Annotated in this window: 20 protein-coding genes and 1 tRNA gene; 11 read left to right on the top strand and 10 right to left on the bottom strand. The window is 69.6% G+C overall.

Going from position 1 to position 20,634, the window contains the following annotated elements:
- Positions 1–4: 4 nt before the first annotated feature.
- On the bottom strand, positions 5–934 hold the full coding sequence (locus JQX13_RS33145) for a zinc metalloprotease HtpX (protein ID WP_203412324.1): 930 nt from the start codon (positions 932–934) through the stop codon (positions 5–7).
- Positions 935–1,297: 363 nt separating this feature from the next.
- Between JQX13_RS33145 and fni the strand changes: the two genes are divergently transcribed.
- From fni to JQX13_RS33170, 5 genes are read left to right on the top strand one after another with little or no spacing between them, the layout of a single operon-like run.
- On the top strand, positions 1,298–2,356 hold the full coding sequence (fni, locus tag JQX13_RS33150; protein ID WP_203403473.1) for a type 2 isopentenyl-diphosphate Delta-isomerase: 1,059 nt from the start codon (positions 1,298–1,300) through the stop codon (positions 2,354–2,356).
- 47 nt (positions 2,357–2,403) lie between these two features.
- Positions 2,404–3,732, top strand: coding sequence for a hydroxymethylglutaryl-CoA reductase, degradative (locus JQX13_RS33155; protein WP_203403474.1), 1,329 nt, complete (start codon positions 2,404–2,406; stop codon positions 3,730–3,732).
- Positions 3,733–3,767: 35 nt separating this feature from the next.
- A complete protein-coding gene (gene mvk / locus JQX13_RS33160; protein WP_203403475.1) occupies positions 3,768–4,721 on the top strand; it encodes a mevalonate kinase in 954 nt (317 codons plus the stop codon).
- Positions 4,718–5,710, top strand: coding sequence for a diphosphomevalonate decarboxylase (mvaD, locus tag JQX13_RS33165; RefSeq protein WP_203403476.1), 993 nt, complete (start codon positions 4,718–4,720; stop codon positions 5,708–5,710). Before mvk ends, mvaD begins: the two co-directional genes overlap by 4 nt.
- Entirely contained in the window at positions 5,710–6,789 is a 1,080-nt protein-coding gene (locus tag JQX13_RS33170; RefSeq protein WP_203403477.1) for a mevalonate kinase family protein, read from the top strand. Before mvaD ends, JQX13_RS33170 begins: the two co-directional genes overlap by 1 nt.
- Positions 6,790–6,803: 14 nt before the next feature.
- On the opposite strand, the gene JQX13_RS33175 is transcribed toward JQX13_RS33170, so the two are convergent.
- Positions 6,804–7,151 carry an SPW repeat protein gene (locus JQX13_RS33175; RefSeq protein WP_203403478.1) on the bottom strand — a complete coding sequence of 116 codons (348 nt, stop codon included), beginning with the start codon at positions 7,149–7,151 and terminating at the stop codon, positions 6,804–6,806.
- A gap of 144 nt (positions 7,152–7,295) precedes the next feature.
- Between JQX13_RS33175 and JQX13_RS33180 the strand changes: the two genes are divergently transcribed.
- From JQX13_RS33180 to JQX13_RS33195, 4 genes are all read left to right on the top strand, one after another.
- Positions 7,296–8,270 carry a DUF4846 domain-containing protein gene (locus JQX13_RS33180; protein ID WP_239014004.1) on the top strand — a complete coding sequence of 325 codons (975 nt, stop codon included), beginning with the start codon at positions 7,296–7,298 and terminating at the stop codon, positions 8,268–8,270.
- Between the two features lie 133 nt (positions 8,271–8,403).
- On the top strand, positions 8,404–8,874 hold the full coding sequence (locus JQX13_RS33185) for a nuclear transport factor 2 family protein (RefSeq protein ID WP_203403479.1): 471 nt from the start codon (positions 8,404–8,406) through the stop codon (positions 8,872–8,874).
- Positions 8,875–9,000: 126 nt separating this feature from the next.
- Positions 9,001–10,761 carry a thiamine pyrophosphate-dependent enzyme gene (locus tag JQX13_RS33190; RefSeq protein WP_203403480.1) on the top strand — a complete coding sequence of 587 codons (1,761 nt, stop codon included), beginning with the start codon at positions 9,001–9,003 and terminating at the stop codon, positions 10,759–10,761.
- Positions 10,758–11,894, top strand: a complete 1,137-nt coding sequence (locus tag JQX13_RS33195; RefSeq protein WP_203403481.1) for a 3-oxoacyl-ACP synthase III family protein — start codon at positions 10,758–10,760, stop codon at positions 11,892–11,894. Before JQX13_RS33190 ends, JQX13_RS33195 begins: the two co-directional genes overlap by 4 nt.
- Positions 11,895–11,919: 25 nt before the next feature.
- Here JQX13_RS33195 and JQX13_RS33200 read toward each other — a convergent pair whose 3' ends face one another.
- A complete protein-coding gene (locus tag JQX13_RS33200; RefSeq protein WP_203403482.1) occupies positions 11,920–12,378 on the bottom strand; it encodes a hypothetical protein in 459 nt (152 codons plus the stop codon).
- A 181-nt stretch (positions 12,379–12,559) separates the two neighbouring features.
- Positions 12,560–13,759 carry an Omp85 family outer membrane protein gene (gene omp85 / locus JQX13_RS33205; protein WP_203403483.1) on the bottom strand — a complete coding sequence of 400 codons (1,200 nt, stop codon included), beginning with the start codon at positions 13,757–13,759 and terminating at the stop codon, positions 12,560–12,562.
- A gap of 154 nt (positions 13,760–13,913) precedes the next feature.
- Here omp85 and JQX13_RS33210 point away from each other — a divergent pair, with 154 nt between their 5' ends.
- Positions 13,914–15,521, top strand: a complete 1,608-nt coding sequence (locus JQX13_RS33210) for an alkaline phosphatase family protein (protein WP_203403484.1) — start codon at positions 13,914–13,916, stop codon at positions 15,519–15,521.
- Positions 15,518–16,600, top strand: coding sequence for a lysylphosphatidylglycerol synthase transmembrane domain-containing protein (locus JQX13_RS33215; RefSeq protein WP_203403485.1), 1,083 nt, complete (start codon positions 15,518–15,520; stop codon positions 16,598–16,600). The genes JQX13_RS33210 and JQX13_RS33215 overlap by 4 nt, the downstream gene beginning before the upstream one ends.
- Before the next feature lie 68 nt (positions 16,601–16,668).
- Here the strand turns inward: JQX13_RS33215 and JQX13_RS33220 are convergent.
- The 6 genes from JQX13_RS33220 to iscU all read right to left on the bottom strand — a co-directional run bounded on the left by JQX13_RS33220 (position 16,669) and on the right by iscU (position 20,629).
- Positions 16,669–16,752, bottom strand: a tRNA-Leu gene (locus JQX13_RS33220).
- Positions 16,753–16,850: 98 nt separating this feature from the next.
- The gene (locus JQX13_RS33225; protein ID WP_203403486.1) at positions 16,851–17,228 is read right to left on the bottom strand and encodes a 2Fe-2S iron-sulfur cluster-binding protein; all 378 of its coding nucleotides are present in this window, start codon (positions 17,226–17,228) and stop codon (positions 16,851–16,853) included.
- Position 17,229: 1 nt separating this feature from the next.
- Positions 17,230–19,074 carry a Fe-S protein assembly chaperone HscA gene (gene hscA, locus JQX13_RS33230; protein WP_203403487.1) on the bottom strand — a complete coding sequence of 615 codons (1,845 nt, stop codon included), beginning with the start codon at positions 19,072–19,074 and terminating at the stop codon, positions 17,230–17,232.
- Positions 19,071–19,637, bottom strand: coding sequence for a Fe-S protein assembly co-chaperone HscB (gene hscB, locus JQX13_RS33235; protein WP_239015403.1), 567 nt, complete (start codon positions 19,635–19,637; stop codon positions 19,071–19,073). The genes hscA and hscB overlap by 4 nt, the downstream gene beginning before the upstream one ends.
- A 169-nt stretch (positions 19,638–19,806) precedes the next feature.
- Positions 19,807–20,205, bottom strand: a complete 399-nt coding sequence (locus JQX13_RS33240) for a HesB/IscA family protein (RefSeq protein WP_203403489.1) — start codon at positions 20,203–20,205, stop codon at positions 19,807–19,809.
- Positions 20,206–20,230: 25 nt separating this feature from the next.
- The gene (gene iscU / locus JQX13_RS33245) at positions 20,231–20,629 is read right to left on the bottom strand and encodes a Fe-S cluster assembly scaffold IscU (protein WP_203403490.1); all 399 of its coding nucleotides are present in this window, start codon (positions 20,627–20,629) and stop codon (positions 20,231–20,233) included.
- Between the last annotated feature and the right edge of the window lie 5 nt (positions 20,630–20,634).

Genomic DNA, 20,634 nt, shown 5'->3' on the forward strand with positions numbered 1-20,634 from the left:
GGTGCTACGCCCAGGCGCCGCGCCAGACGCGAGGCGAGCCCCGGCGGGCCCCCATCTCGCGCAGGCGGCGCACCCGCTCGGGGATGGGCGGGTGGGTGGAGAAGAGGTGCATGATGGCACCGCCGGACAGCGGGTTGACGATGAAGAGGTGCGAGGTGGCGGGCGCCCGATCGTAGGGCATCAGCTCCGCGCCACGCTCCATCTTCATCAGCGCGTCCGCCAGTGCATCCGGATCCCCACACAGCTCCGCGCCGGTGGCATCCGCGCCGTACTCGCGCGAGCGGCTCACCGCGAGCTGCAGCAGGGTGGCGGCGATGGGCGCCACCAGCAGCACGCCCAGGTTGCCGAGCGTGTGGGCGAGCCCGTCCTCGTCGTCATCGCGGCTGAGCATGGAGCCGCCGAACCAGAAGAGCATCTGCGCCGCGTAGCTGATGACGCCCGCGAGCGTGGCCGCCACGGTGCCGATGAGCGTGTCGCGGTTCTTCACGTGCGCCAACTCATGTGCCAGCACGCCCTCCAGCTCCCGCTGATCCAGGAGGTCCACGATGCCGGCCGTCACCGCCACCGCGGCGTGCTCCGGGTTGCGGCCCGTGGCGAACGCGTTGGGCGTCCGGGTGGGCAGCAGGTAGAGCTTCGGCTTGGGCATGCCCGCGCGCGCGGCCAGCCGCTCCACCATCTGGTGCAGCCACGGCGCCTCGGTGTACTCCAGCGGCTGCGCGCCATGCATGGCCAGCGCGATCCGATCGCTGAACCAGTACGAGGCGAAGTTCATCACCACGACGAAGAAGCCCGCGATGACGAGCCCCTGCGGGCCGCCCAGGCGCTCGCCCACGAACAGCAGGAGCGCCGTGAGCCCGGCCAGCAGCACCGTCGTCTTCAGCGCGTTGCCCAGCCGGTGGCCCCAGCCGCTCCCGCGCAGGCCCTCGGGGGGCATCGACGATCCATACCTTCCGCCAGCACTCATGACGTTGCCTTGCCTTTCCTTTCCCTCTGTGGGGGTCTGAATGAACGTAAACAGGCAACGGGGTGCGTCAAACGCGCTGGCAGTAGCCCTCGAGGAGGAGGGTGCTCCAGGCGGCCTGGCAATCGCTCGGCCTCTCGCTCGCGCGGATCCTGGCTCCAGGGCTCCCGGGCACCCCTGCCTCGGGGTCCATCCGGACTTGGGGTATGACCCTGTTGAAGAGGCGTGGCTTGCGCCTGCTTGCCCTACTTGCTAGGGATTCCAGAATATCGGACACTATCGGCGTTCTTGTAATTTTTCAGGCACATGGTTCCTAAACAGGGCAGGCGGGACGTGATGGGTGAGGAGGCAACGGCGAAGCGTAAGGACGCCCACCTCGACCTGTGCGCGACTGGGGATGTCGAACCGGCGGAGAACACCACGCTGCTGGAGTGCGTGCGGCTGGTGCACTGCGCGATGCCGGAGATGGCGGTGGACGAGGTGGACCTCTCCACCGAGTTCCTCGGCAAGAAGTTGCGCTATCCGCTGCTGATCACCGGCATGACGGGCGGTACGGAGCGGGCCGGGGTCGTGAACCGGGACATGGCGACGCTCGCCGAGCGGCACGGGCTGGCCTTTGGCGTGGGCAGCCAGCGCGCCATGGCGGAGAACCCGCAGGCGGCGGACAGCTATGTGGTGCGGCAGGTGGCGCCCACGGTGCCGCTGCTGGGCAACATCGGCCTGTACCAGGCGGTGGAGCTGGGCGTGGACGGGGTCCAGCGGCTGGCGGAGGCCATCAACGCGGACGGCATGGCGCTGCACCTCAACGCCGGCCAGGAGCTCACCCAACCCGAGGGCGATCGCGACTTCCGCGGTGGCTACAAGGTGGTGGAGGGGCTGGTGCGCGTCTTCGGCTCGCGTCTGCTGGTGAAGGAGACGGGGTGTGGCATCGGCCCCGAGGTGGCGCGCCGCCTGGTGGACCTGGGGGTGCGCAACCTGGATGTGTCGGGGCTGGGTGGCACCTCGTGGGTGCGGGTGGAGCAGCTGCGCGCCACGGGCGTGCAGGCCCAGGTGGGCGCGGAGTTCTCGAGCTGGGGCATCCCCACCGCGGCGGCCATCGCCTCCGTGCGCAGGGCGGTGGGCCCGGAGCCCCGGCTGGTGGCCTCGGGAGGTCTGCGCACCGGCCTGGACGCGGCGAAGGTACTCGCGCTGGGCGCGGATGTGGCGGGCATGGCGCTCCCTCTCTTCCGTGCTCAGCAGACAGGCGGACTGGAAGGGGCCGAGCAGGCGCTCGCCATCATCCTCTCCGGTCTCCGTCAGGCGCTCGTGCTCACCGGCAGCAGGAACTGCGAGGAGCTGAGGCGTAAACCCCGCGTGATCATGGGCCAGTTGAAGGACTGGCTCGAGGCACTGTAGGGATTATTCCCGCGGCCCCCGAAATGCCTTCCGCAGTGGAGAAACGAATGTCTGAAACGCTGACGTCCCGGTTGTCTGGTTTCCACAAGCTGTCGATGGTGGAGCGGCACGAGAAGCTCTCCCAGATGCTGAACCTGGACGAGATGGACCTGGCGCAGCTCCAGGGCATCAGCGCGCTCCAGCCGGGTCTGGCCAACCAGATGATCGAGAACGCCGTGGGGACGTTCTCCCTGCCGCTGGGGCTCGGGCTGAACCTGCAGATCAACGGCCGGGACTACCTGGTGCCGATGGCGGTGGAGGAGCCCTCGGTGGTGGCGGCGGTCTCCTTCGCGTCGAAGATCGTCCGCGAGGCGGGCGGCTTCTCCGCCGAGGCCGATGATCCCGTGATGATCGGCCAGGTGCAGCTCACCCGCTATGGGGACCCGACCGAGGCGACGAAGAAGATCCTCGCGTCCAAGGAGGCGCTGCTCGCGCTGGCCAACAGCTTCCACCCGTCCATGGTGAAGCGTGGCGGTGGCTGCAAGGACATCGAGGTGCGCGTCCTGCCGGCCCCCGAGGGCCCGCGCGGCGAACCGCTGCTCGTCGTCCACCTGATCATCGACACGCAGGAGGCGATGGGGGCCAACCTCATCAACACCATGGCCGAGGGCGTGGCGCCGCTGCTCGAGCAGCTCACCGGCGGCAAGGTGTTCCTGCGCATCCTCTCCAACCTGGCGGACCGGCGGCTGGCGCGCGCCACGTGCCGGATTCCGGTGGAGATGCTGGCGGACTTCGACATGCCGGGTGCGTCCATCGCCGAGGGCATCTACCAGGCGAGCCGTTTCGCGCTGGCGGATCCATACCGGGCGGCCACGCACAACAAGGGCATCATGAACGGCATCGACTCGGCGGCCATCGCCGCGGGCCAGGACTGGCGCGCCATCGAGGCGGGCGCGCATGCCTTCGCGTGCCGGGACGGTCAGTACCGGCCGCTGTCCACGTGGCACGTGGATGACGGGCACCTGGTGGGCCGCATCGAGCTGCCCATGGCGCTGGGCCTGGTGGGCGGTCCCATCAAGATCCACCCGGGCGTGCAGGTGGCCATGAAGATCCTGCAGGTGTCGTCGGCGCGCGAGCTGTCCATGGTGTTCGCGGCGGTGGGACTGGCGCAGAACTTCGCGGCGGTGCGGGCGCTGGGCTCCATTGGCATCCAGAAGGGCCACATGGCGCTGCACGCGCGGTGCGTGGCGGTGACGGCGGGCGCGCGGGGTGACTGGGTGGAGAAGATCGCCGAGCTGCTGGTGACGGCGGGCCACGTGAAGGTGGAGAAGGCGCGGGAGATCATCGCCTCGCTGTCGGCCGAGGACTTCCGCGCGGCCACGGGCACCGAGGGCTGAATCCTCCCGCTTCCCCTGGGAGAAACAGGAAATACATGGACACGAACGACTCTTCCTCCCTGTCTGGCTTCGGTGCGGGCAAGGTCATCCTGCTGGGTGAGCACAGCGTGGTGTACGGCTACCCGGCGCTGGCCGGTCCCCTGTCGCGAGGCGTGAGGGCACGCGGCGAGGCGTCGAACAAGTGCCAGCTCGTCATTCCGGAGGCACTGACGCCGGAGCAGCGCAAGGTGCTGAAGGCGGCCTTCGCACGGGCGATGGCGGCTTGCGGCGAGCCCGGGGTGAAGGTGTCGTTCGATACGGATCTTCCGTTGTCCATGGGCCTGGGTAGCTCCGGGGCGCTGTCGGTGGCGTGCGCGCGCGTGCTGCTGCAGGCGGCCGGGCGCAAGACGTCCGCGAGCGAGGTGGCGGCCGTGGCGTGGGAGATGGAGCAGGAGTTCCACGGCACGCCCTCGGGCGTGGACCACACGACGAGCGCCATGGAGCAGCTCATCCTCTACCGCCGCAAGCCGGGCGCGGAGCAGGGCCGGGCGAAGGTGGTGGAGAGCCCCAAGCCGGTGAAGCTGGTGGTGGTGATGGCGGGCGCTCGCAGCCCCACGAAGCTGACGGTGGGCGCGCTGCGCGAGCGCCAGAAGCGCTGGTCGGAGCGCTACCAGCGCATCTTCCGGGAGATCGGCCTGCTCGCCTCCGAGGGCGCCGAGGCCGTGGAGGAGGGAGATCTGGAGGCCCTGGGCGACGTGATGAACGTCAACCACGGCCTGCTCGCGGCGCTGGGCCTGTCGTCGCCGGGGTTGGACGACATGGTGCACCGGCTGCGCAACATGGGCGCGCTGGGAGCCAAGCTGACCGGGGCGGGAGGGGATGGCGGCGCCGTCATTGGCCTCTTCACCGACACGGGCCCGGTGGTGCACGAGCTCACGCGGCTCGGCATCCGGTGCTTCGACAGCCAGCTCGCGGGACCGCGGGCCGAGGGAACCAGGGGGGCGGCATGAAGGCGACCGCTCGGGCCCATCCCAACCTGGCGCTGGTGAAGTACTGGGGCAAGCGCGACGACGCGCTCATCCTCCCCCACCAGTCGAGTCTCTCCATGACGTTGTCGCCGCTGGCGGTGCGGACGACGGTGGCCTTCGGCGAGGGCTCGGCCGACGAGGTGGAGCTCAACGGCTACGTGGCCAAGGGAAGCGAACGCGACCGCGTGCTGCGCGTGCTGGACGCGGTTCGCGCGGAGGTGAAGGGCCGCGAGCTCGGCCCGGCGAAGATGGTGTCGCGCGGGGACTTCCCGGCGTCGGCGGGACTGGCGAGCAGCGCGGCGGGCTTCGCGGCGCTGGCGGTGGCGGCTCGCGCGGCGGCGGGGCTGCCGGCGGATCCGAAGGCGGCGAGCATCCTCTCCCGGTTGGGGAGCGGCTCGGCGTGCCGCAGCGTGCAGGGTGGCTTCTGCGAGTGGATGCGGGGCGAGCGCCCGGACGGCACGGACAGCTACGCGGTGCAGCGCTTCGACGAGAAGCACTGGCCGCAGCTGCGCATGGTGGTGGCCATCGTCAGCCGCGACGAGAAGGAAGTGAAGTCGCGCGACGGCATGAAGAACGCCGTGGAGACGAGCCCGTACTACCCGGCCTGGGTGAAGGACGCCGAGGCCGAGGTGGTGCGCGCGCGCGAGTTCCTCGCGAAGAAGGACCTGCAGGCGCTGGGCGAGATGTGCGAGCGCAACGCGTGGAGGATGCACGCCACGTCGCTCGCGGCGGATCCCCCGCTCTGCTACCTGATGCCGAAGACGCTGGAGCTGATCCACTCGCTGCGCGAGCAGCGCAAGAAGGGCGTGCCGGTGTGGTTCACGCTGGACGCGGGGCCGAACCCCTGCATCCTGACGGACGCGGCGAACGAGGTGGCGGCGGAGGCGGTGGCGCGGGCGTGTGGCGCCACCGAGGTGGTGCGGTGCGTGCCGGGTGGTGACGCGGTGCTGCTGACGGAGCATCTGTTCTGATGGAGCGCGCGCTCTCGGCCCCGGGGAAGCTGTTCGTGTCCGGCGAGTACGCCGTGCTGTGGGGCGGCGTGTCGCGTGTGGCGGCGGTGGGGCCGCGAACGTCGGCGCTGGTGCGTCGGCGCGCGGACAGCCTGGTGCACGTGTGCGTGGAGGAGGGGACGCTGTCGGGGCGGACGACGCCTCGGGGCGTGAAGTGGGATCGCGAGGTTCCGCCGGGCTTCTCCTTCGTGGCGCGCACGCTGGACGAGGCGCTGCGGCTGCACGGGCGGGAGTCCGTGGGCTTCGACCTGGCGGTGTCCCCGTCGGCGGTGGGCCCCAACGGGCGCAAGCTGGGCATGGGTGGTAGCGCGTGCGCCACGGTGCTCGCGGCGGACGCGGTGCGCTTCGTGTTGGAGGAGAAGTTCGATGCGCTGAAGGTGGCGCTCGTCTCCCACGCGGCGGCGCAGGGCGGGAAGGGCAGTGGTGGCGACGTGGCCGCGAGCTACGCGGGCGGCGTGGTGCGCTACCGGCGCTACGAGGTGTCGGGCCTCATCGAGGCGTCGAGCGCCGGTGGTTACCGCGCGGCGCTGGACGCGGCTCCCACGGTGGACGTGTGGCGGCTGCCCGTGCCCAGGGTGTCGCTGGGCTACGCCTTCACCGGGGAGAGCGCCTCGACGCGGGTGCTCATCTCGCAGGTGGAGGCGAAGATGGGCGAGGCGGGGCGCCGGGCCTTCGTGGAGCGCTCGGACGCGCTGGGGCACGAGATCGAAGTGGGGCTCGGGGGCGGGGACTTCCGCGCCTTCTCCGAGGCGGTGCGCGAGCAGCACGCGCTGCTCCAGGAGCTGGGCCCGCTGGAGACCGAGCCGATGCGCCGGGTGCTGGGCATGGCCTCGGCGTACGGGTGCGTGGGCAAGCAGTCCGGCGCCGGTGGTGGGGACGGGTGCATCCTGTTCGCCCCGGACGCGGAGAAGCGGGCCGCGCTGCTGGAGGGCATCCGCGCGCGGGGCTTCCACACCCTGGAGCTCGAGGTGGAGCCCGGCGTGCGCGGGGAAGCACAGCCGGACGCGCGGCTGCGCTCGTGGCTCGATGCCTCGCGGTAGGCCGCGGGACCGGCTCACCTGGCGTGGAGCGGTCGCCTCGTGCGCAGGGCCAGCTGTCCGGCTCGCCTGCTCGGGAGGAGTGACAGGGCCGCGACGAGAAGACCCACGATGATGCTGTTCACGGTGGGCGCCATCTCGTCGCTGTACCCGAGCAGGAACGGCGAGGCGGCGAGCCACAGGCCGAGCGCGGTGTCGACGAAGCGGAAGGCGGGAATCGAATCGGCCACCAGCACGAAGAGGAAGAGGCAGAGGCCCACGGTGACCGTGTTGGCCCGGGCCTCCGGAGCTCCGAATCCTCCGAGGATGAACGGCGAGACGACGAGCCAGACGCACAGCAGCATGCTCGACCAGCGAGCCCTCATGACGGCCTCCTTGTAGCGAGGGTCTTCCCAGCAAGGTGAGGTCCGCGCCGAGCTTCCCGCAAGGCGGCTCGAGGGGCAGAGGCGCGTGTGGCCCGGTGTGAGCGGGGGAGCCCCTGGGCGGGAGGTTCCCCGGAGGGCCGGGTGATGAGTGCTCCTCGCGCTGACTTCATGGCTTCCGTGCTGGAGACGGCACACCGCTACCCGGGCAGAATGGGGACCGTGCGCACCGGCGAATGGCTCATGAGGAAGACGGCCCACCATCTGTTGCTGCTCGTATCGCTCTCCGCCCTCCTGGGGGATCCGGGCGGGTCGGTGGCGGCCCCGCCCGCGCCGCGTCAGCCCACGAAGGACGAGCGGGCCCGCTACTCCTGGCTCTCCGCGGAGCGCGCCATCCGCCCGCTCGCCGAGGCGATTCCGCCGCCATCCGGGTACACGCGGGTGGCCGTCGAGGAGGGCTCCTTCGGGGCGTGGCTGCGCGGGCTTCCGCTGCGTCCGGCCGGTGCTCCGGTGCGGGACTTCCGGGGCAACGACATCCTGGCCGGGGATGCCGCCGCGCTCGCGGCGGTGGCGGAGCTGGACGTGGGCCCGGCCGATCTCCAGCAGTGCGCGGACTCCATCATCCGCCTGCATGCGGAGTGGTTGTGGTCGCGGGGCCAGAAGGAGCGCATCACCTACCGCTTCACCAGCGGGCACCCGGCCTCCTGGACGCGTTACGCCGCGGGCGAGCGTGCGCGGGTCTCCGGCTCCAAGGTGACGTGGGTGAAGAACGGACCGGTGGATGGCTCGCGAGCCTCGTTCCGCGCGTACCTGGACCTGGTCTTCACCTACGCGGGGACACTGTCCCTGTCCGCCGAGGCGCGGCGGCCGGGGCGCGAGGACGTGCGGCCCGGTGACTTCTTCGTGCTGGGCGGCAGTCCGGGGCATGCGGTGCTGGTGTTGGACGTGGCTCGCAACGCCTCGGGTGCGCGCGTGGCACTGCTCGGCCAGGGCTTCACCCCCGCGCAGGACTTCCACGTGCTCTCCCCGGGCAAGGACGGCCCCTGGTTCTCGCTGGACGTCCACGAGGTGGCCACGCCCTTCTGGAAGCCCTTCCCCTGGTCCTCGCTCCGCCGGTTGTGAGGTGGGTCATTTCACACCAACCCATGGGTGGGTCATTTCTCATGAAAAAACATGGGACAGGTGTCATTGGACCTCGTTGGTGTATACTCGTGTTCAAGATTTTCGCCGCCACGGCACATGTGGGAGCACGAGGATGACCGTCTCGAACTTTTCCGCCCGTCTGATGTTCGTGATGGTCCTCCTGGTGGCGGGTCAGGGCCTGGCCGAGCCGAAGAAGGACAAGGATCCCGCCTTCGAGTGTCCGAAGCTGTCGAAGAAGCTCAGCGCGGAGGAGGTCTTCGCGGGCCGGATGGAGGCGCTGCTCGCCGGGAACCTGGATCTCGCCTTCTGCTACTACGCCGAGGACGCGGTGATCGTCCTACCGGGCTCGGTGGTCCAGGGACGTGAGCAGGTGCGGATTGCCTTCACGAATTTCGGGTCTGTCTTTGGGGGAGTGATTCCCCAGCCGTCGTCGGTCACCATCTCGGGGGAGATCGTGCTGGCCACCTTCTCGCTCGACACTCCACATGCTTCCGTACAGGACGGCGCGGATACGTTCGTGATTCGCGATGGGCGCATTCAGGCGCAGACGGTCCATGCCAGTATCGTCTTCCACGCGCCCTGAGTCCCCGCGCCGTGCCGCCCTTCGCGGGTAGGCCGAGATTCTTCACCAGAGCGCGTATCAGTCAGGAGGCCAGGATTGGTAGCTCCCCTCGTTATGCATCAGGAAGAGAGGGCGGAGTCGGGGTCGGTGTCTGTCATTGCATTGAAGGATGTGTGCTCCGAGCGGCTCGTGCAGGCGCCCACGGAGCCGTCATCCGAGACACGGGCTGGCACCTTCGTGGAGGTGTTGTTGGGGCGGCTCGAGGCGCTCGGCGTACGAAGCGCGTTCGGGTTGGTGGGGGGAGCGATCGCCCCCCTGGCCCATGCGCTCGCGCTCAGCCGGCTTCAGGCCTTCCACTTCCGGCACGAGGGAGGCGCGGGCTTCGCCGCGGTGGAATCCTCGCTCGCCTCGGGCCGGCCCACGGTGCTCTTCACCACCACGGGCCCCGGGTTGCTCAACGCACTGACTCCGGTGGCGGCTGGCCACTGGGAGGGCGCGAAGCTCCTGGTGTTGTCGGGGAGCACGTCCTCGGCGCAGCGCGGGCGCTGGGCCTGTCAGGAGACCAGTAGCCATACACTGCCGCAGTCGGGCCTGTTCACCTCGGGCCCGCTCTTCCACTACGCCACCACCGTGGAGAACCCGGCGGAACTGGATACGGTATGCGCCCGGCTCGCCTCGGGCTTCGCCCGCCCGGGAGGGTTCATCGCGCACGTGAGCCTGCCCCTCTCGGTGCAGATGGCGCAGGTTCCCTCCGCGTCCTCGTCGCCGCTCATCCGGCCAGGGGGCCCGGCCTGTTCGCCGGAGGAGCTCGCGGAGATCGCGCGGATGCTGGCGGAGCGCGAGACGGTCCTCTGGGTGGGCTTCGGTGCCCGGCACGCGGCGGCCGAGGTCCGCGCGCTCGCCGAGCGCCTGGGTGCACCCGTGATGTCCTCTCCCCGGGGCAAGGGCATCTTCCCCGAGCGCCATCCCCTCTACCTGGGCAGCACCGGCCTGGGGGGGCACGCCACCGTGGACCGGTACTTCATCGCCCACCGGCCCGAACACGTGCTCGTCCTCGGCTCGCGTCTCTCCGAGCCCACCTCGTTCTGGAATCCGCTGTTCATCCCCACCCAGGGCTTCATCCACGTGGACGTGGACCCGGAGGTGCCCGGCAGTGCCTACCCCACCGCGCGCGTCCTGCCCGTGCAGGCCGAGGTGAAGGGCTTCCTCCATCGGCTGTTGGGACTGCTGCCGGCACAGCGCCGTGCGCCCCGGGCCGTGGAGGGCCTGGCGGCGGAAGAGCTCCTGGCTCCTCGTCAGGAGGGGCCGGTGCGCCCGCGCGTGTTGATGGAGCGGGTGCAGTCGTTGATCATCGATCGAAGCGACGCGGTGGTGATGACCGAGTCGGGCAATGCGTTCGCCTGGGGCAACCAGCACCTGCGCTTCGAGGAGCCCGGACGCTACCGGGTGAGCACGGGCTTCGGCTCGATGGGCCACATGGCCTCGGGCGTGGTGGGCCTGGCGCTCGCGCGGGGCGGCAAGGCGGTGGCCATCGTGGGTGATGGCTCGATGTTGATGAACAACGAGCTCAGTACCGCGGCGCAGTACCGCGCCCCGGCAGTGTGGATCATCATGAACGACGCACAGTACGGAATGGTGGAGCAGGGTATGCGGGCGCTGGGGTTCCAGCCGCTCGAGACGGCGATTCCCCGCGCGGACTTCGTGTCCATCGCACGCGCATGTGGCGCGGATGGGGTGCGCGTGGAGCACGAGCCGGAGCTGGACCCGGCGCTGGAGGCGGCCCTGGCGGCACGGGGCCCGTTCGTGGTGGACGTGGCCATCGATCCCCACGAGACGGCGCCGTGGATGCGCCGCATCCAGAACCTCATCGTCCAGGGCGCCGAGTCCCAGAAGGGAGGTGAGCGATGAAGGGGGGAGTTGGCATCCGCGCGCTCGCGCTGGCGTACCCGGAGACGGTCCGTACCAACGACTACTTCCGCACGAACCACGCGCAGGTGCTGGCCGAGGCCCAGCAGAAGTCCCTGTCCCGCGTCTGGTCGCCGCACAAGACGACGGAGAGCGCGCGCGACATCTTCAACGAGGAGATGGCGCCGTTCCTGGATGATCCCTTCCGGGGCACGGTGGAGCGCCGGGTGCTCGGGCCCGGTGAGTCCGTCTACTCTCTGGAGCTCCGGGCCGCACGCGAGGCGCTCGCCGCCGCGGCCATGTCGCCGGGGGATGTGGAACTGCTGTTGTGCACCTCGCTGCTGCCCCAGGCGGTCGGTATCGGGGACGCGGCCTTCCTCGCCAGGGATCTGGGCCTCAGGGGGACGGCGTGGAACTTCGAGAGCGCCTGCTCGGGCGCGTTGGTGGGCCTGCAGATGGCCTGCTCGCTCGTGCGTTCGGGCGAGTACCGCAACGCGCTGGTGGTGGTGGGTTGCAGCTACTCGCAGAACACGGCGGAGACGGACTCGCTGGGCTGGACGTGCGGTGACGGCGCCGCCGCCTTCCTGGTGAGCGCCGTGCCCGAGGGCTCCGGCGTGCTCGGCTTCAAGTCGCTGCACACCGCGGAGACGTGCGGCTCCCTGTACTACGAGATGGTGGCCGAAGCGGACCAGGCGCCGCGCATGTTCCTGAAGGCGAACCCCCAGGCGGGCAAGTCCCTCAAGGTGGTGTCCGAGTCCAGCCTGCGTGCTTCCTGCGAAGGCGCCGTTCGGGCCGCCGGGGTGTCGCTCGAGCAGATCGACTTCTTCGTCTTCAACACGCCGCTGGCCTGGTACGCGTCCTTCTGCGCGAAGATGCTGGGCGTTGCCCTGGAGCGCACCCTCAACACCTTCCCGCTCTACGCCAACGTGGGCCCGGTGTTGATGCCCACCAACCTGTACCACGCCGCCCAGGCGGGCCGGATCAAGCCCGGAGACCTGGTCCTGCTCTACAGCATCGGCAGCGTGTCCAGCGCGGGAGCGGCGGTGCTCCGCTGGGGTGAGGTGGCCCTGGGTCCGAGTCCCGTGGCGGAGCCGCCCCCGGTGGGAGCGGGCCACTGGCGTCCAGGCGCTCGCTGAGAGCGGTTACGCCGGGAGCGCGCCGCTACTTGACCGTGGCGCGCCTGGCCGGGGGGTGGACGAGACCGTAGTGGGTCCGGATGCGAACCGAGGGCAGCGGATGGCCCTCGTCCCGGAAGCGATCCGCGGCCCACGCCAGCGCCTGCTGGAGCGTGGCGACGCTGGTGTTCGGGCAGGGCGGCCGGTTGAGCGTGGAGATGACGCTCATCGCCAGGCGAGCCAGCGGCGAGGTGATGACGAAGCCCGTGCCGAGCATCCACTGGCGCAGCGCCGCGTCATTCTTCTGCAGCCACTCCACCTGCAGCTGGCGGTGGTTCATCGGCGAGGACTTCATCTTCGTGGCGTCATAGATGCAGACGTAGTTCTCCTGCCGCTGCAGGTACTCGTCCATCCGCTGCAGGTGGTACGCGAATTCCTCGTCCGAGCTCTCGCCCTCGAACGTCACGAGCAGAAGCGGCCACAGGGAATCATCGAAGGAAATCACGTCAGCACCAGTCCTTTCCGTGAGTGCCGCGTCAGTTTAACGGCTGACGCTTGGACAATCACTCCCCCCGGTGTCCGCGTGGCACGGCGTCGAACCTGCAAACCCAGCCTCGCGGTGAAGCGCGGGCCGCCTGACGGTTGTTTTTTTCGCGGGAGCCGGTTTTGTCAGTGATTCGCGCGGCTCAGAACATGTGGCCGAAGTTGAGGTACAGGCGGCTGCGGCCCGACTCGGTGGACATGGCCCAGTCGAAGCGCACCACGGCGGCGCGTCGGCTCAGACGAAGGCCGGCCCCCACGCCCGGGTGCCACTTCCACCACGGGCCGTCCGTCACCTGCGGGTGCCATACGCGCCCGAGGTCCACGAAGGCCACGCCGCCCGCGATGACGGGGGCGCCGAACAGGTTGAAGTCGAAGGCGCGGAAGCGCAGCTCCGTGTTGGAGAAGGCCTTGATGTTGCCCGCGAACCGGTTGCGTTCGATGCCTCGCACGCTGCTCATGCCGCCGATGCCCTCGGACGTGCTCACGCCGCCCGTGTTCACCCACTCGAAGAAGGGCACCTCGCCGAACAGCACGTCAAGCGTCAGCCGCTGCGCGAGGATGAAGCGAGGGCCCAGCTGCCAGTAGCGCCGCTCGCTCAGCGTCACGCCCGCGTACTGGTAGCGGCTGCCCGTGGCGCTCCCCGACACGCGCAGGCTCAGTTCCTCCACACCGCCGCGTACCGGATCCGACTCGTTGTCGCGCGTGTCCCAGAGCACGCCCGCCATGAGCTGTCCCGTGGGCCCACCTTCGATGCCCACCGGCTTGAGCTTCTGCAGCTCCGAGGCCTCGAACGGATCCACCCCCGTGTACCGCCACGAGTAGCCCACGTAGGACTGGAAGGGGTGGGTCTCTCCCCAGGGCCGGCCGCGCAGACGCACCCATGCACCCGGAGATCTCTTCGTGTAGTTGAAGCGCTCCTGGTTCTCGTCGCCGTTGAAGTCCTGCGCGGACACGTTGCCCGCCCCATAGAAGGGGCTGCGCAGCTCGCGCCGGTACTCCAGACGCAGCTCCAGGCGCATGGGCCCGATGAGCTGCGGCCCGTCGTAGCGCAGGTAGTGGTTCTGCTGGCCGCGGCTGGTGAACATCGCCTGGATGGCGATGCCGTGCTGGTACGGCGCATGCCCCGGTGCGTAGAGATAGGCGCCGGCCACGCCGCCATACGTGAAGCCCAGGTCCGAGTTGTAGCTCACCAGCGGGAGCACGATGCCGTCGAAGCCCTTCTCCTTCTTCGGTGGCTCCGCCGGGGCGGAGGCCGTGGAATCGGCGCCCGTGGCGGGCAGGGCGCTCGAGGGCGCGGTCGGGGCCGTGGCCAGCGTCGTCAGCAGCAGCGCGGTCGTGAGCATCACCGTACAAGGTGGCACGTCGACAAGGGGGTGGACCATTGTCCTGTTCAAGGTCCGTGCCCGATCGGCTGCTGTCCAACGGACCCGGGCGTATCGCACGGCTGCTGGGTTCACGAGTGCGCATCATGGCCGCGGGGGGAGGGGAGGCGAGACCGTGAGCGAAGTGATCAATCCGCAGTTGCAATCCTGGGCCCGTGAATATGTGAAGCGAGTGGGGGCGAAGGTCTGCCCTCTGTCGGTTTCCCGGCGACGCAAGCTCCTGGTCGTCCATCTGGACGGGGTGCCCAGGTCCCACCTGGTGGAGGCCGTTCGCACCGGGCGCATGCCATTCTTCTCGAAGCTCATTCGCTCCGGCGCCTACGCCATGGACGATGCATTCTGGGGCTCGCCTGCCTCCACGCCCTTCTTCCAGGCGGGCTTCCTCTACGGTCTGCGCCATCCCAATCTGCCGGCCTACAGCTGGTTCGATCGGGAGCTCGGTCGCAAGGTCCAGATGAACACGCCGACCGACACGCTCGCCGTGGAGTCGCGTCTGGGATGCCGCCCCGGCAGGAGCCTGCTGTCCGGTGGTGGGCACACGTACTTCTCGCTCTTCCAGGCCGAGGCCGACAACCGCCTGTGCATGAGCACGCTGGCCAGCTACAAGATGATGGCGCGCGGCTTCAAGTACGAGATGGAAGGCATCCTCGCGGCGCGCACGCAGACGCCGCTCTCGTACCTGCGCTCGCTCGGGCATGACGCGTGGAATGCCTTCACGGAGGTGTACCGCTGGAGTCGCGCGCTCCGGGACTGGCGTCACGAGAGCGGCTTCCTCGCCAGTCGTGTCTTCCTGCAGCGGCTCGGGTGGAGCTTCGCCCATACCAAGGCGCTGGTGGACATGGTGCGCGGCGTGCCCTCCATCTACCTCGTCTATGGCAACTATGACGAGGTGGCCCACCGCCGCGGTCCGAACTCGGATCAGGCGCTCTCGGAGCTGCGGCGCGTGGACGCCTACCTCGCCGAGCTCCACGCCGTGTCCCGGGTGGTGGAGCCCGGCTACGACATCATCTTCCTCACGGACCACGGCCACGTGGACAGTCACCCCCTCGAGCGGCGCGGGGGACAACGTCTGGAGGACGTCCTCCTCCATGGCGAGCCGCTGCCGCTCTCCGAGGACGTGGCGCGGGGGCTGCTCGACGGCCGCCCGCACCCGGTGGACGTGGGGCCCCATGCCCCGTCGGAGCCGGTGGTGATCGAGTCCGGCAACTTCTCCCACGTCTACCTGACGCGGGAGCTGAAGCCGCTCGAGGCCGCGCAGCTGGTGGCGCGCCATCCGGAGGTGCTCGCGAGGGCCACGCGCCACCCGGACATCGCGATCGTGGCGATGCGGCGGGGTGACTCGGCGGTGGCCGTCATCGACGGGGGCGTGTACGGGCCGGATGACATCGACAGCGCGCCGCTCTCGACGGAGTTCTCGCGCCGCGCGGTGGCGGACTTCCTACGTGAGCTGCCCTACATGCCCACCGCGGGAGACCTGGTGCTCTTCGGGCAGGCGGTGTCGCGGGGTGGCACGGTGGGCTTCGCCTGGGAGTTCGGCTCGCACGGCGGGCTCACGCGCACGGAGACGTCCAGCGTCATCTGCTGGCCGCGCAGCCTCCCGGTGGACCTGTCCGCGCTGAGCCACTGCACGCAGCTCCACGAGCGACTCTCCGAGGTGTACCGCGATGGCTCCCGTCCGCTCGTGTACACGGAGACGGAGACGAGGTGGGCGGAGGCGACATGAGGCTGCCAGCGGGCCGGACGTACCTCAAGGCACTGGCGGTGCTGGTGGGGGGGGTGTTGTCCGTTCTCCTCATCTCCAGTGCCTTCTTCCGGTGGAACCTGGGCGGGGAGGGGCCCCTGCTCATTCCGCGCTTCTCGCTGCGGAAGTTCGTCCATGAGCTGCCGGGCCATCTGCCCTGGCTCATCCCGTTCATGCTGCTCTCCGCGTCCATCATCCCGGCGCGGGCGGCGCAGTGGGCGAGGACGCTGAGCAAGCCGGTGCCCTACCGCGAGCGCTACCACCTGGTGGCGATCGGCGCCTTCACCCACAACGCGTTGCCCGGGAAGCTGGGGGACTTCATCCGCTCCTTCCTGCTGTCGCGCACCCAGCGGATTCCCTTCCTGCAGTCCCTGGGCTCGGTGGCGGTGGGCAAGCTGCTGGAGTTCGCCGCGCTGATGGGGCTGGTGGCCGTGTCCTTCCTGGGGCCGTTCGGCGAGAAGATGGCCCACTTCGCCGGGCCCTTGAGAATCGCGGTGGGGCTGTGCGTGGGGTTGGTGGTGGCGGTGGTGCTGCTGGCCCACTACGCGCTGCCGCTCGCCCGGATGCTGGAGCGCAAGAATCGGCTGCCGCGGGTGCGGCACCTGCTGGGGCACGTGTCCGAGGGGCTGGGCACCGCGCGCAGCTTCCGGGGCATGGCCAAGGCGCTCGTCTTCTCCATCCCTCCGGTGCTGGCGCCGGCGCTGGCCTATGGGCTGGCCCTGAGGGGCATCGGCGTGCGCGGGGGCCTCTTCGCCGGCACCGTCGTGCTGGGGGCCATCGCGCTCGGCCAGTCGCTTCCCGGCGTACCGGCCGGCATGGGCATCTACTACTTCGTCACCAGCTGGGCGGCGCGCAACCTGGGCGCCGCACCGGAGGACGCGGCGGCCTTCTCCACGCTCACCCATCTGGGCACCGTGCTGAGTCAGGTGGGGGTGGGGGCGCTCTCCGTGCGCCTGCGCGGCATCCGCATCAAGGACCTGCGCAAGGGCGGCAGCCTGGCGCGCGAGGCCGCGAGCCACGTGGCCCACGAAGCGGTGGAGCCCGTCCACGTCCCGAGCTGAGCCCGAGGGGACGGCGGGGTGCCGGAAAAAGAAAAAGGCCCCGGCTTTTCAGCCGGGGCCTTTCTCAGTGCCCAGGAGAGGACTCGAACCTCCATGCCCTTGCAGGCGCTAGACCCTGAATCTAGTGTGTCTACCAATTCCACCACCTGGGCAGGCGGTGCGTCTCAGCGGCGCGTTGCAGCGGTGCGTCGCGTTGACGGGAGCGGTGTATAGATGCCTGAACCGTCCCCGTCAAGCAGTTGTTTCAACATCACTTCTTCAACGGCCATTTCCCCTCGGACTCGAGCCGACGCCGGACGGCGGGGTTCTCATCCATGAAGGCCGTGAGGGACTCTTCGGTAATCTCCACGAAGACGTCCTCATTCCCGACCTCGGTCTGGCAGGACAGGCGGGAGTACGGGCGCACGTCGAACCCCATATCCAGCCGGTCCATCTCCTGATCCGTCTGTTCGGAGAGCGACTCGAGGCCCTTGCGGACCCAGATGTGGCAGGTGGAGCAGGCGCAGACCCCGCCGCAGGAATGACCCACCTGGGCGCCCGCCTTCTCGGCGGCGTCCAGCAGGGTGGTCCCCGCCGACACCTCCACCGTGGTGTCGTCCAGGGGGCTCTTGAAGTGGACCTTGGGCACGTCAGAACTCCTCGACCGAATGGCCCGCGACGACCTTCGTCAGGGCCTGGTTCATCACCCGCTCGACGAACGGCTTGCACACCTCGTCGAGGGCGTGGATGGCTTCCTCGAGGGCGTGGGAGTCGTTCCCCTTCGCCACCTCGCGCACCTTCGCCATGGCCGCCTCGATGGTGTCCCGCTCGCCGTCGGCCAGCAGGGCCGCGTTCTGCCCGAGCTGCCGTTCCGCCTCGGTGAGGACGCGTTCGGCCTCGACCCGCTGCTCGCGCAACTGGCGCACCTGCACGTCGTCCTCCGCGTGATCGATGGAGTCGAGCAGCATCTGCTCGATCTCCTCGTCGGTGAGGCCGTGGCTGGGCTTCACGGTGATGGACTGGGTGGTGCCGGTGCTCTGCTCCTTCGCGGTGACCGCGAGGATGCCGTCCGCGTCCACCTGGAAGCGCACCTCCACCCGGGCCATACCCGCGGGCAGGGCGGGAATCCCACTCAGAGTGAAACGCGCCAGGCTGCGGCAGTCCTCCACCAGCTCGCGCTCGCCCTGGAGCACGTGGACGTCCAGGCCCGTCTGCCCATCCTTGAAGGTGGTGAAGACCTGGGCCGCGGCGGTGGGGATGGTGGAGTTGCGCTGAATCAGCTTCTCCACCAGCCCGCCCATCGTCTCCAGGCCGAGCGACAGGGGGATGACGTCCAGCAGCAGCACCTCATCCTGCCGGTCCGAGTTGGTGAGCAGGTCCGCCTGCACGGCCGCCCCGAGCGCCACCACCTGATCCGGATCGATGTCGCTGAGCGGCTCCCGGCCGAACAGCTCGGCCACGAAGCGGCGCACGGCGGGCACCCGGGTGGCGCCGCCCACGAGGATGACGCCGTCCAGCTCGGAGGCCGTCACCCCCGCGTCCTTGAGGGCCCGGCGGCACACCACGCCCGTCTTCTGGATGAAGGGGCGGATCCACTCCTCGAAGTCCTCGCGCCGGAGCGTCTGCCGGTGCGAGCCCACGGTGAGCTCCACCTCGGGCGCGTCGGTGAGGGCCTCCTTGGCCTTGCGCGAGGCCGCCAGCACCTCGGCCACGAGCGAAGGGGTGGGGGCGGACTGGCCCATGGCCTCCAGCGCGCGCTGGGCGATGGCCCGGTCGAAGTCGTCGCCTCCGAGCGCCGAGTCACCGCCGGTGGACTTCACCTCGAAGACGCCGTCCACCAGCTTGAGGATGGAGATGTCGAAGGTGCCGCCGCCCAGGTCGTACACCGCGTAGGTTCCCTGGCTGCCCTTGTCGAGCCCGTAGGCGAGCGCCGCCGCGGTGGGCTCGTTGAGGAGCCGCAGCACGTCGAGCCCCGCGAGCCGGCCCGCGTCCTTGGTGGCCTGGCGCTGGGCATCGTCGAAGTAGGCGGGCACGGTGATGACGGCCTGCTCCACCCGGCCGGAGAAGTAGGACTCGGCGCGGCGCTTGAGGGCGCGGAGGATTTCGCCGGACACCTCGATGGGCGTCACCGGCTGGCCGCCGGACACCTCGAAGCGCACCACCTTGCCGCCGCTGGCGAACTTGTAGGCGCCCAGCTTGCGCGTCTCCGCGTCCTCCGGGCTGCGGCCCATGAAGCGCTTCACGGAGATGATGGTGTCCGTGGGGTGCTCGGCCGCGAGCTTCTTCGCCCGCGAGCCCACCACCACGCCTCCGTCCCTCCCGTAGTGCACCACCGAGGGCAGGAGGTTCGCGCCTCCCTCGTCCGCCTCCAGGCAGCGGGGCTTGCCCTGGATGACGCTCGCCACCAGCGAGTTCGTGGTCCCCAGGTCGATGCCCACCGCATGCCCCTTGGGCTTGAGGGGGTCGTGAATCTGCAGGTAGCCGTTCTTGCTCACGCCAGAACCTCCTCCTCGAACGCGTCCACCTGTTCGAGGAAGCGCGTGAAGTACCGCACCCGTCCCAGCGCGTGCGATGCCTTTTTCACCGAGGACTCGATCGGCACCCCCTTTTCCAGGGTGCGCAGCGCGTCCACGGCCTCCTGAAGGGCGGACTTGCGCCGGCCCTCCACCTCCGTTGCCATCTTCCTCGCCCGCTCGAGGTCCTTGGCCTCCATGGCCTCGTCGAGCGCCTCGCGCAGCTCCATCACCTCCTCGAGGAACTCGAGGGGCATGTCCTTCTGCGCTCCGGCGTCCTCCCTCTCCAGGTCCACCCCGTGCAGCTTCAGCAGGTAGAAGGCCCGCTTCGTGGCGTCCTTGAGCGTCTTGAAGGCCTCGTTGAGCGCCGTCGTCTGCTCCAGCGAAAGCCGGCGCTCGCGCGCCTCCGCCTGGGCGAAGCGGTCCGGGTGCAGTTGCAGCGAGAGCTCCCGGTATTGCTTCTCCAGCGCCGGCACGTCCACGTCGTACGTCCGGGGCAGGCCGAAGACGTCGAAGTGGGTCGCTCCGGGCGCTCGGGCCGCGATCTTCCCGCAGGCCGCGCAGAACGGGCGCCCCGCCGTGTCCTTCTCACAGTTCCAGCACTTCACTTCGCGTCCCCCTTCCGGGGCAAAACGAAAGGGCCCGGCTTTTCGTGGCCGAGCCCCACTTGAACACAGACCCTCACCCCAGCCCTCTCCCGGAGGGAGAGGGGGCTTACACGGAGAAGCTCTCTCCGCAGCCGCACGAGCCCTTCACGTTGGGGTTGTTCAGCTTGAACCCCGAGGCCATCAGCGTCGACTCGTACACGATCTCCGTGCCGAGCAGGTACAGGTAGCTCTTCGGGTCCACGAACACCCGCACCCCGTCCCGCTCGAAGATCTTGTCCTTCTCGCGCGGCTTCTCCGCCCACTCCATCACGTACGCCAGCCCCGAACATCCGCCGCCCCTCACCGCGATGCGCAGCCCCGCATCCGGCGTCTGCCGCTCCTCCAGCAGTTTCCGGAGCTGCGTCACCGCGCTGTCGTGCAGCGTGATGCCCCTCGCCGGCTTCGCGGCCGGGGTGGCAGGCGCCGTCTGCGTCTGGCTCGTCTGGGTACTCGCCTGCTCGTTCATCACGCGCCTCCTCCTTCGGTCCTGCTCACGCCTTGTTCTGCCGCGCCTCGCGCTTCTTCTTGAAATCCTCGATGGCCGCCTTGATGGCGTCCTCGGCCAGCACCGAGCAGTGGATCTTCACCGGCGGCAGCGCCAGCTCGCGAGCCACGTCCTTGTTGGAGATGGTCATCGCCTCGTCCACCGTCTTGCCCTTCACCCACTCGGTCACCAGCGAGCTGGACGCGATGGCCGAGCCGCACCCGAAGGTCTTGAACTTGGCGTCCTCGATGATGCCCTCGTCGGTGATCTTCAGCTGCAGGCGCATCACGTCGCCGCACGCTGGCGCTCCCACCAGACCGGTCCCCACGTTGGGATCCTGCTTGTCGAGCGTGCCGACATTGCGGGGGTTCTCGTAGTGGTCGATGACTTTGTCGCTGTAGGCCATGGTGC

The organism is Archangium violaceum (genome assembly GCF_016859125.1).
GTDB classification, from domain to species: domain Bacteria; phylum Myxococcota; class Myxococcia; order Myxococcales; family Myxococcaceae; genus Archangium; species Archangium violaceum_A.

Bases quoted from the DNA above. Each gene is read 5' to 3' on its own strand.
- mvaD (WP_203403476.1), top strand. From the start codon at position 4,718: ATGAAGGCGACCGCTCGGGCCCATCCCAACCTGGCGCTGGTGAAGTAC.
- JQX13_RS33145 (WP_203412324.1), bottom strand. From the start codon at position 934: ATGCCCCCCGAGGGCCTGCGCGGGAGCGGCTGGGGCCACCGGCTGGGC.
- JQX13_RS33170 (WP_203403477.1), top strand. From the start codon at position 5,710: ATGGAGCGCGCGCTCTCGGCCCCGGGGAAGCTGTTCGTGTCCGGCGAG.
- JQX13_RS33240 (WP_203403489.1), bottom strand. From the start codon at position 20,205: ATGAACGAGCAGGCGAGTACCCAGACGAGCCAGACGCAGACGGCGCCT.
- JQX13_RS33180 (WP_239014004.1), top strand. From the start codon at position 7,296: ATGAGTGCTCCTCGCGCTGACTTCATGGCTTCCGTGCTGGAGACGGCA.
- fni (WP_203403473.1), top strand. From the start codon at position 1,298: ATGGGTGAGGAGGCAACGGCGAAGCGTAAGGACGCCCACCTCGACCTG.
- JQX13_RS33185 (WP_203403479.1), top strand. From the start codon at position 8,404: ATGACCGTCTCGAACTTTTCCGCCCGTCTGATGTTCGTGATGGTCCTC.
- JQX13_RS33195 (WP_203403481.1), top strand. From the start codon at position 10,758: ATGAAGGGGGGAGTTGGCATCCGCGCGCTCGCGCTGGCGTACCCGGAG.
- omp85 (WP_203403483.1), bottom strand. From the start codon at position 13,759: ATGCTCACGACCGCGCTGCTGCTGACGACGCTGGCCACGGCCCCGACC.
- JQX13_RS33175 (WP_203403478.1), bottom strand. From the start codon at position 7,151: ATGAGGGCTCGCTGGTCGAGCATGCTGCTGTGCGTCTGGCTCGTCGTC.
- iscU (WP_203403490.1), bottom strand. From the start codon at position 20,629: ATGGCCTACAGCGACAAAGTCATCGACCACTACGAGAACCCCCGCAAT.
- mvk (WP_203403475.1), top strand. From the start codon at position 3,768: ATGGACACGAACGACTCTTCCTCCCTGTCTGGCTTCGGTGCGGGCAAG.
- JQX13_RS33215 (WP_203403485.1), top strand. From the start codon at position 15,518: ATGAGGCTGCCAGCGGGCCGGACGTACCTCAAGGCACTGGCGGTGCTG.
- JQX13_RS33155 (WP_203403474.1), top strand. From the start codon at position 2,404: ATGTCTGAAACGCTGACGTCCCGGTTGTCTGGTTTCCACAAGCTGTCG.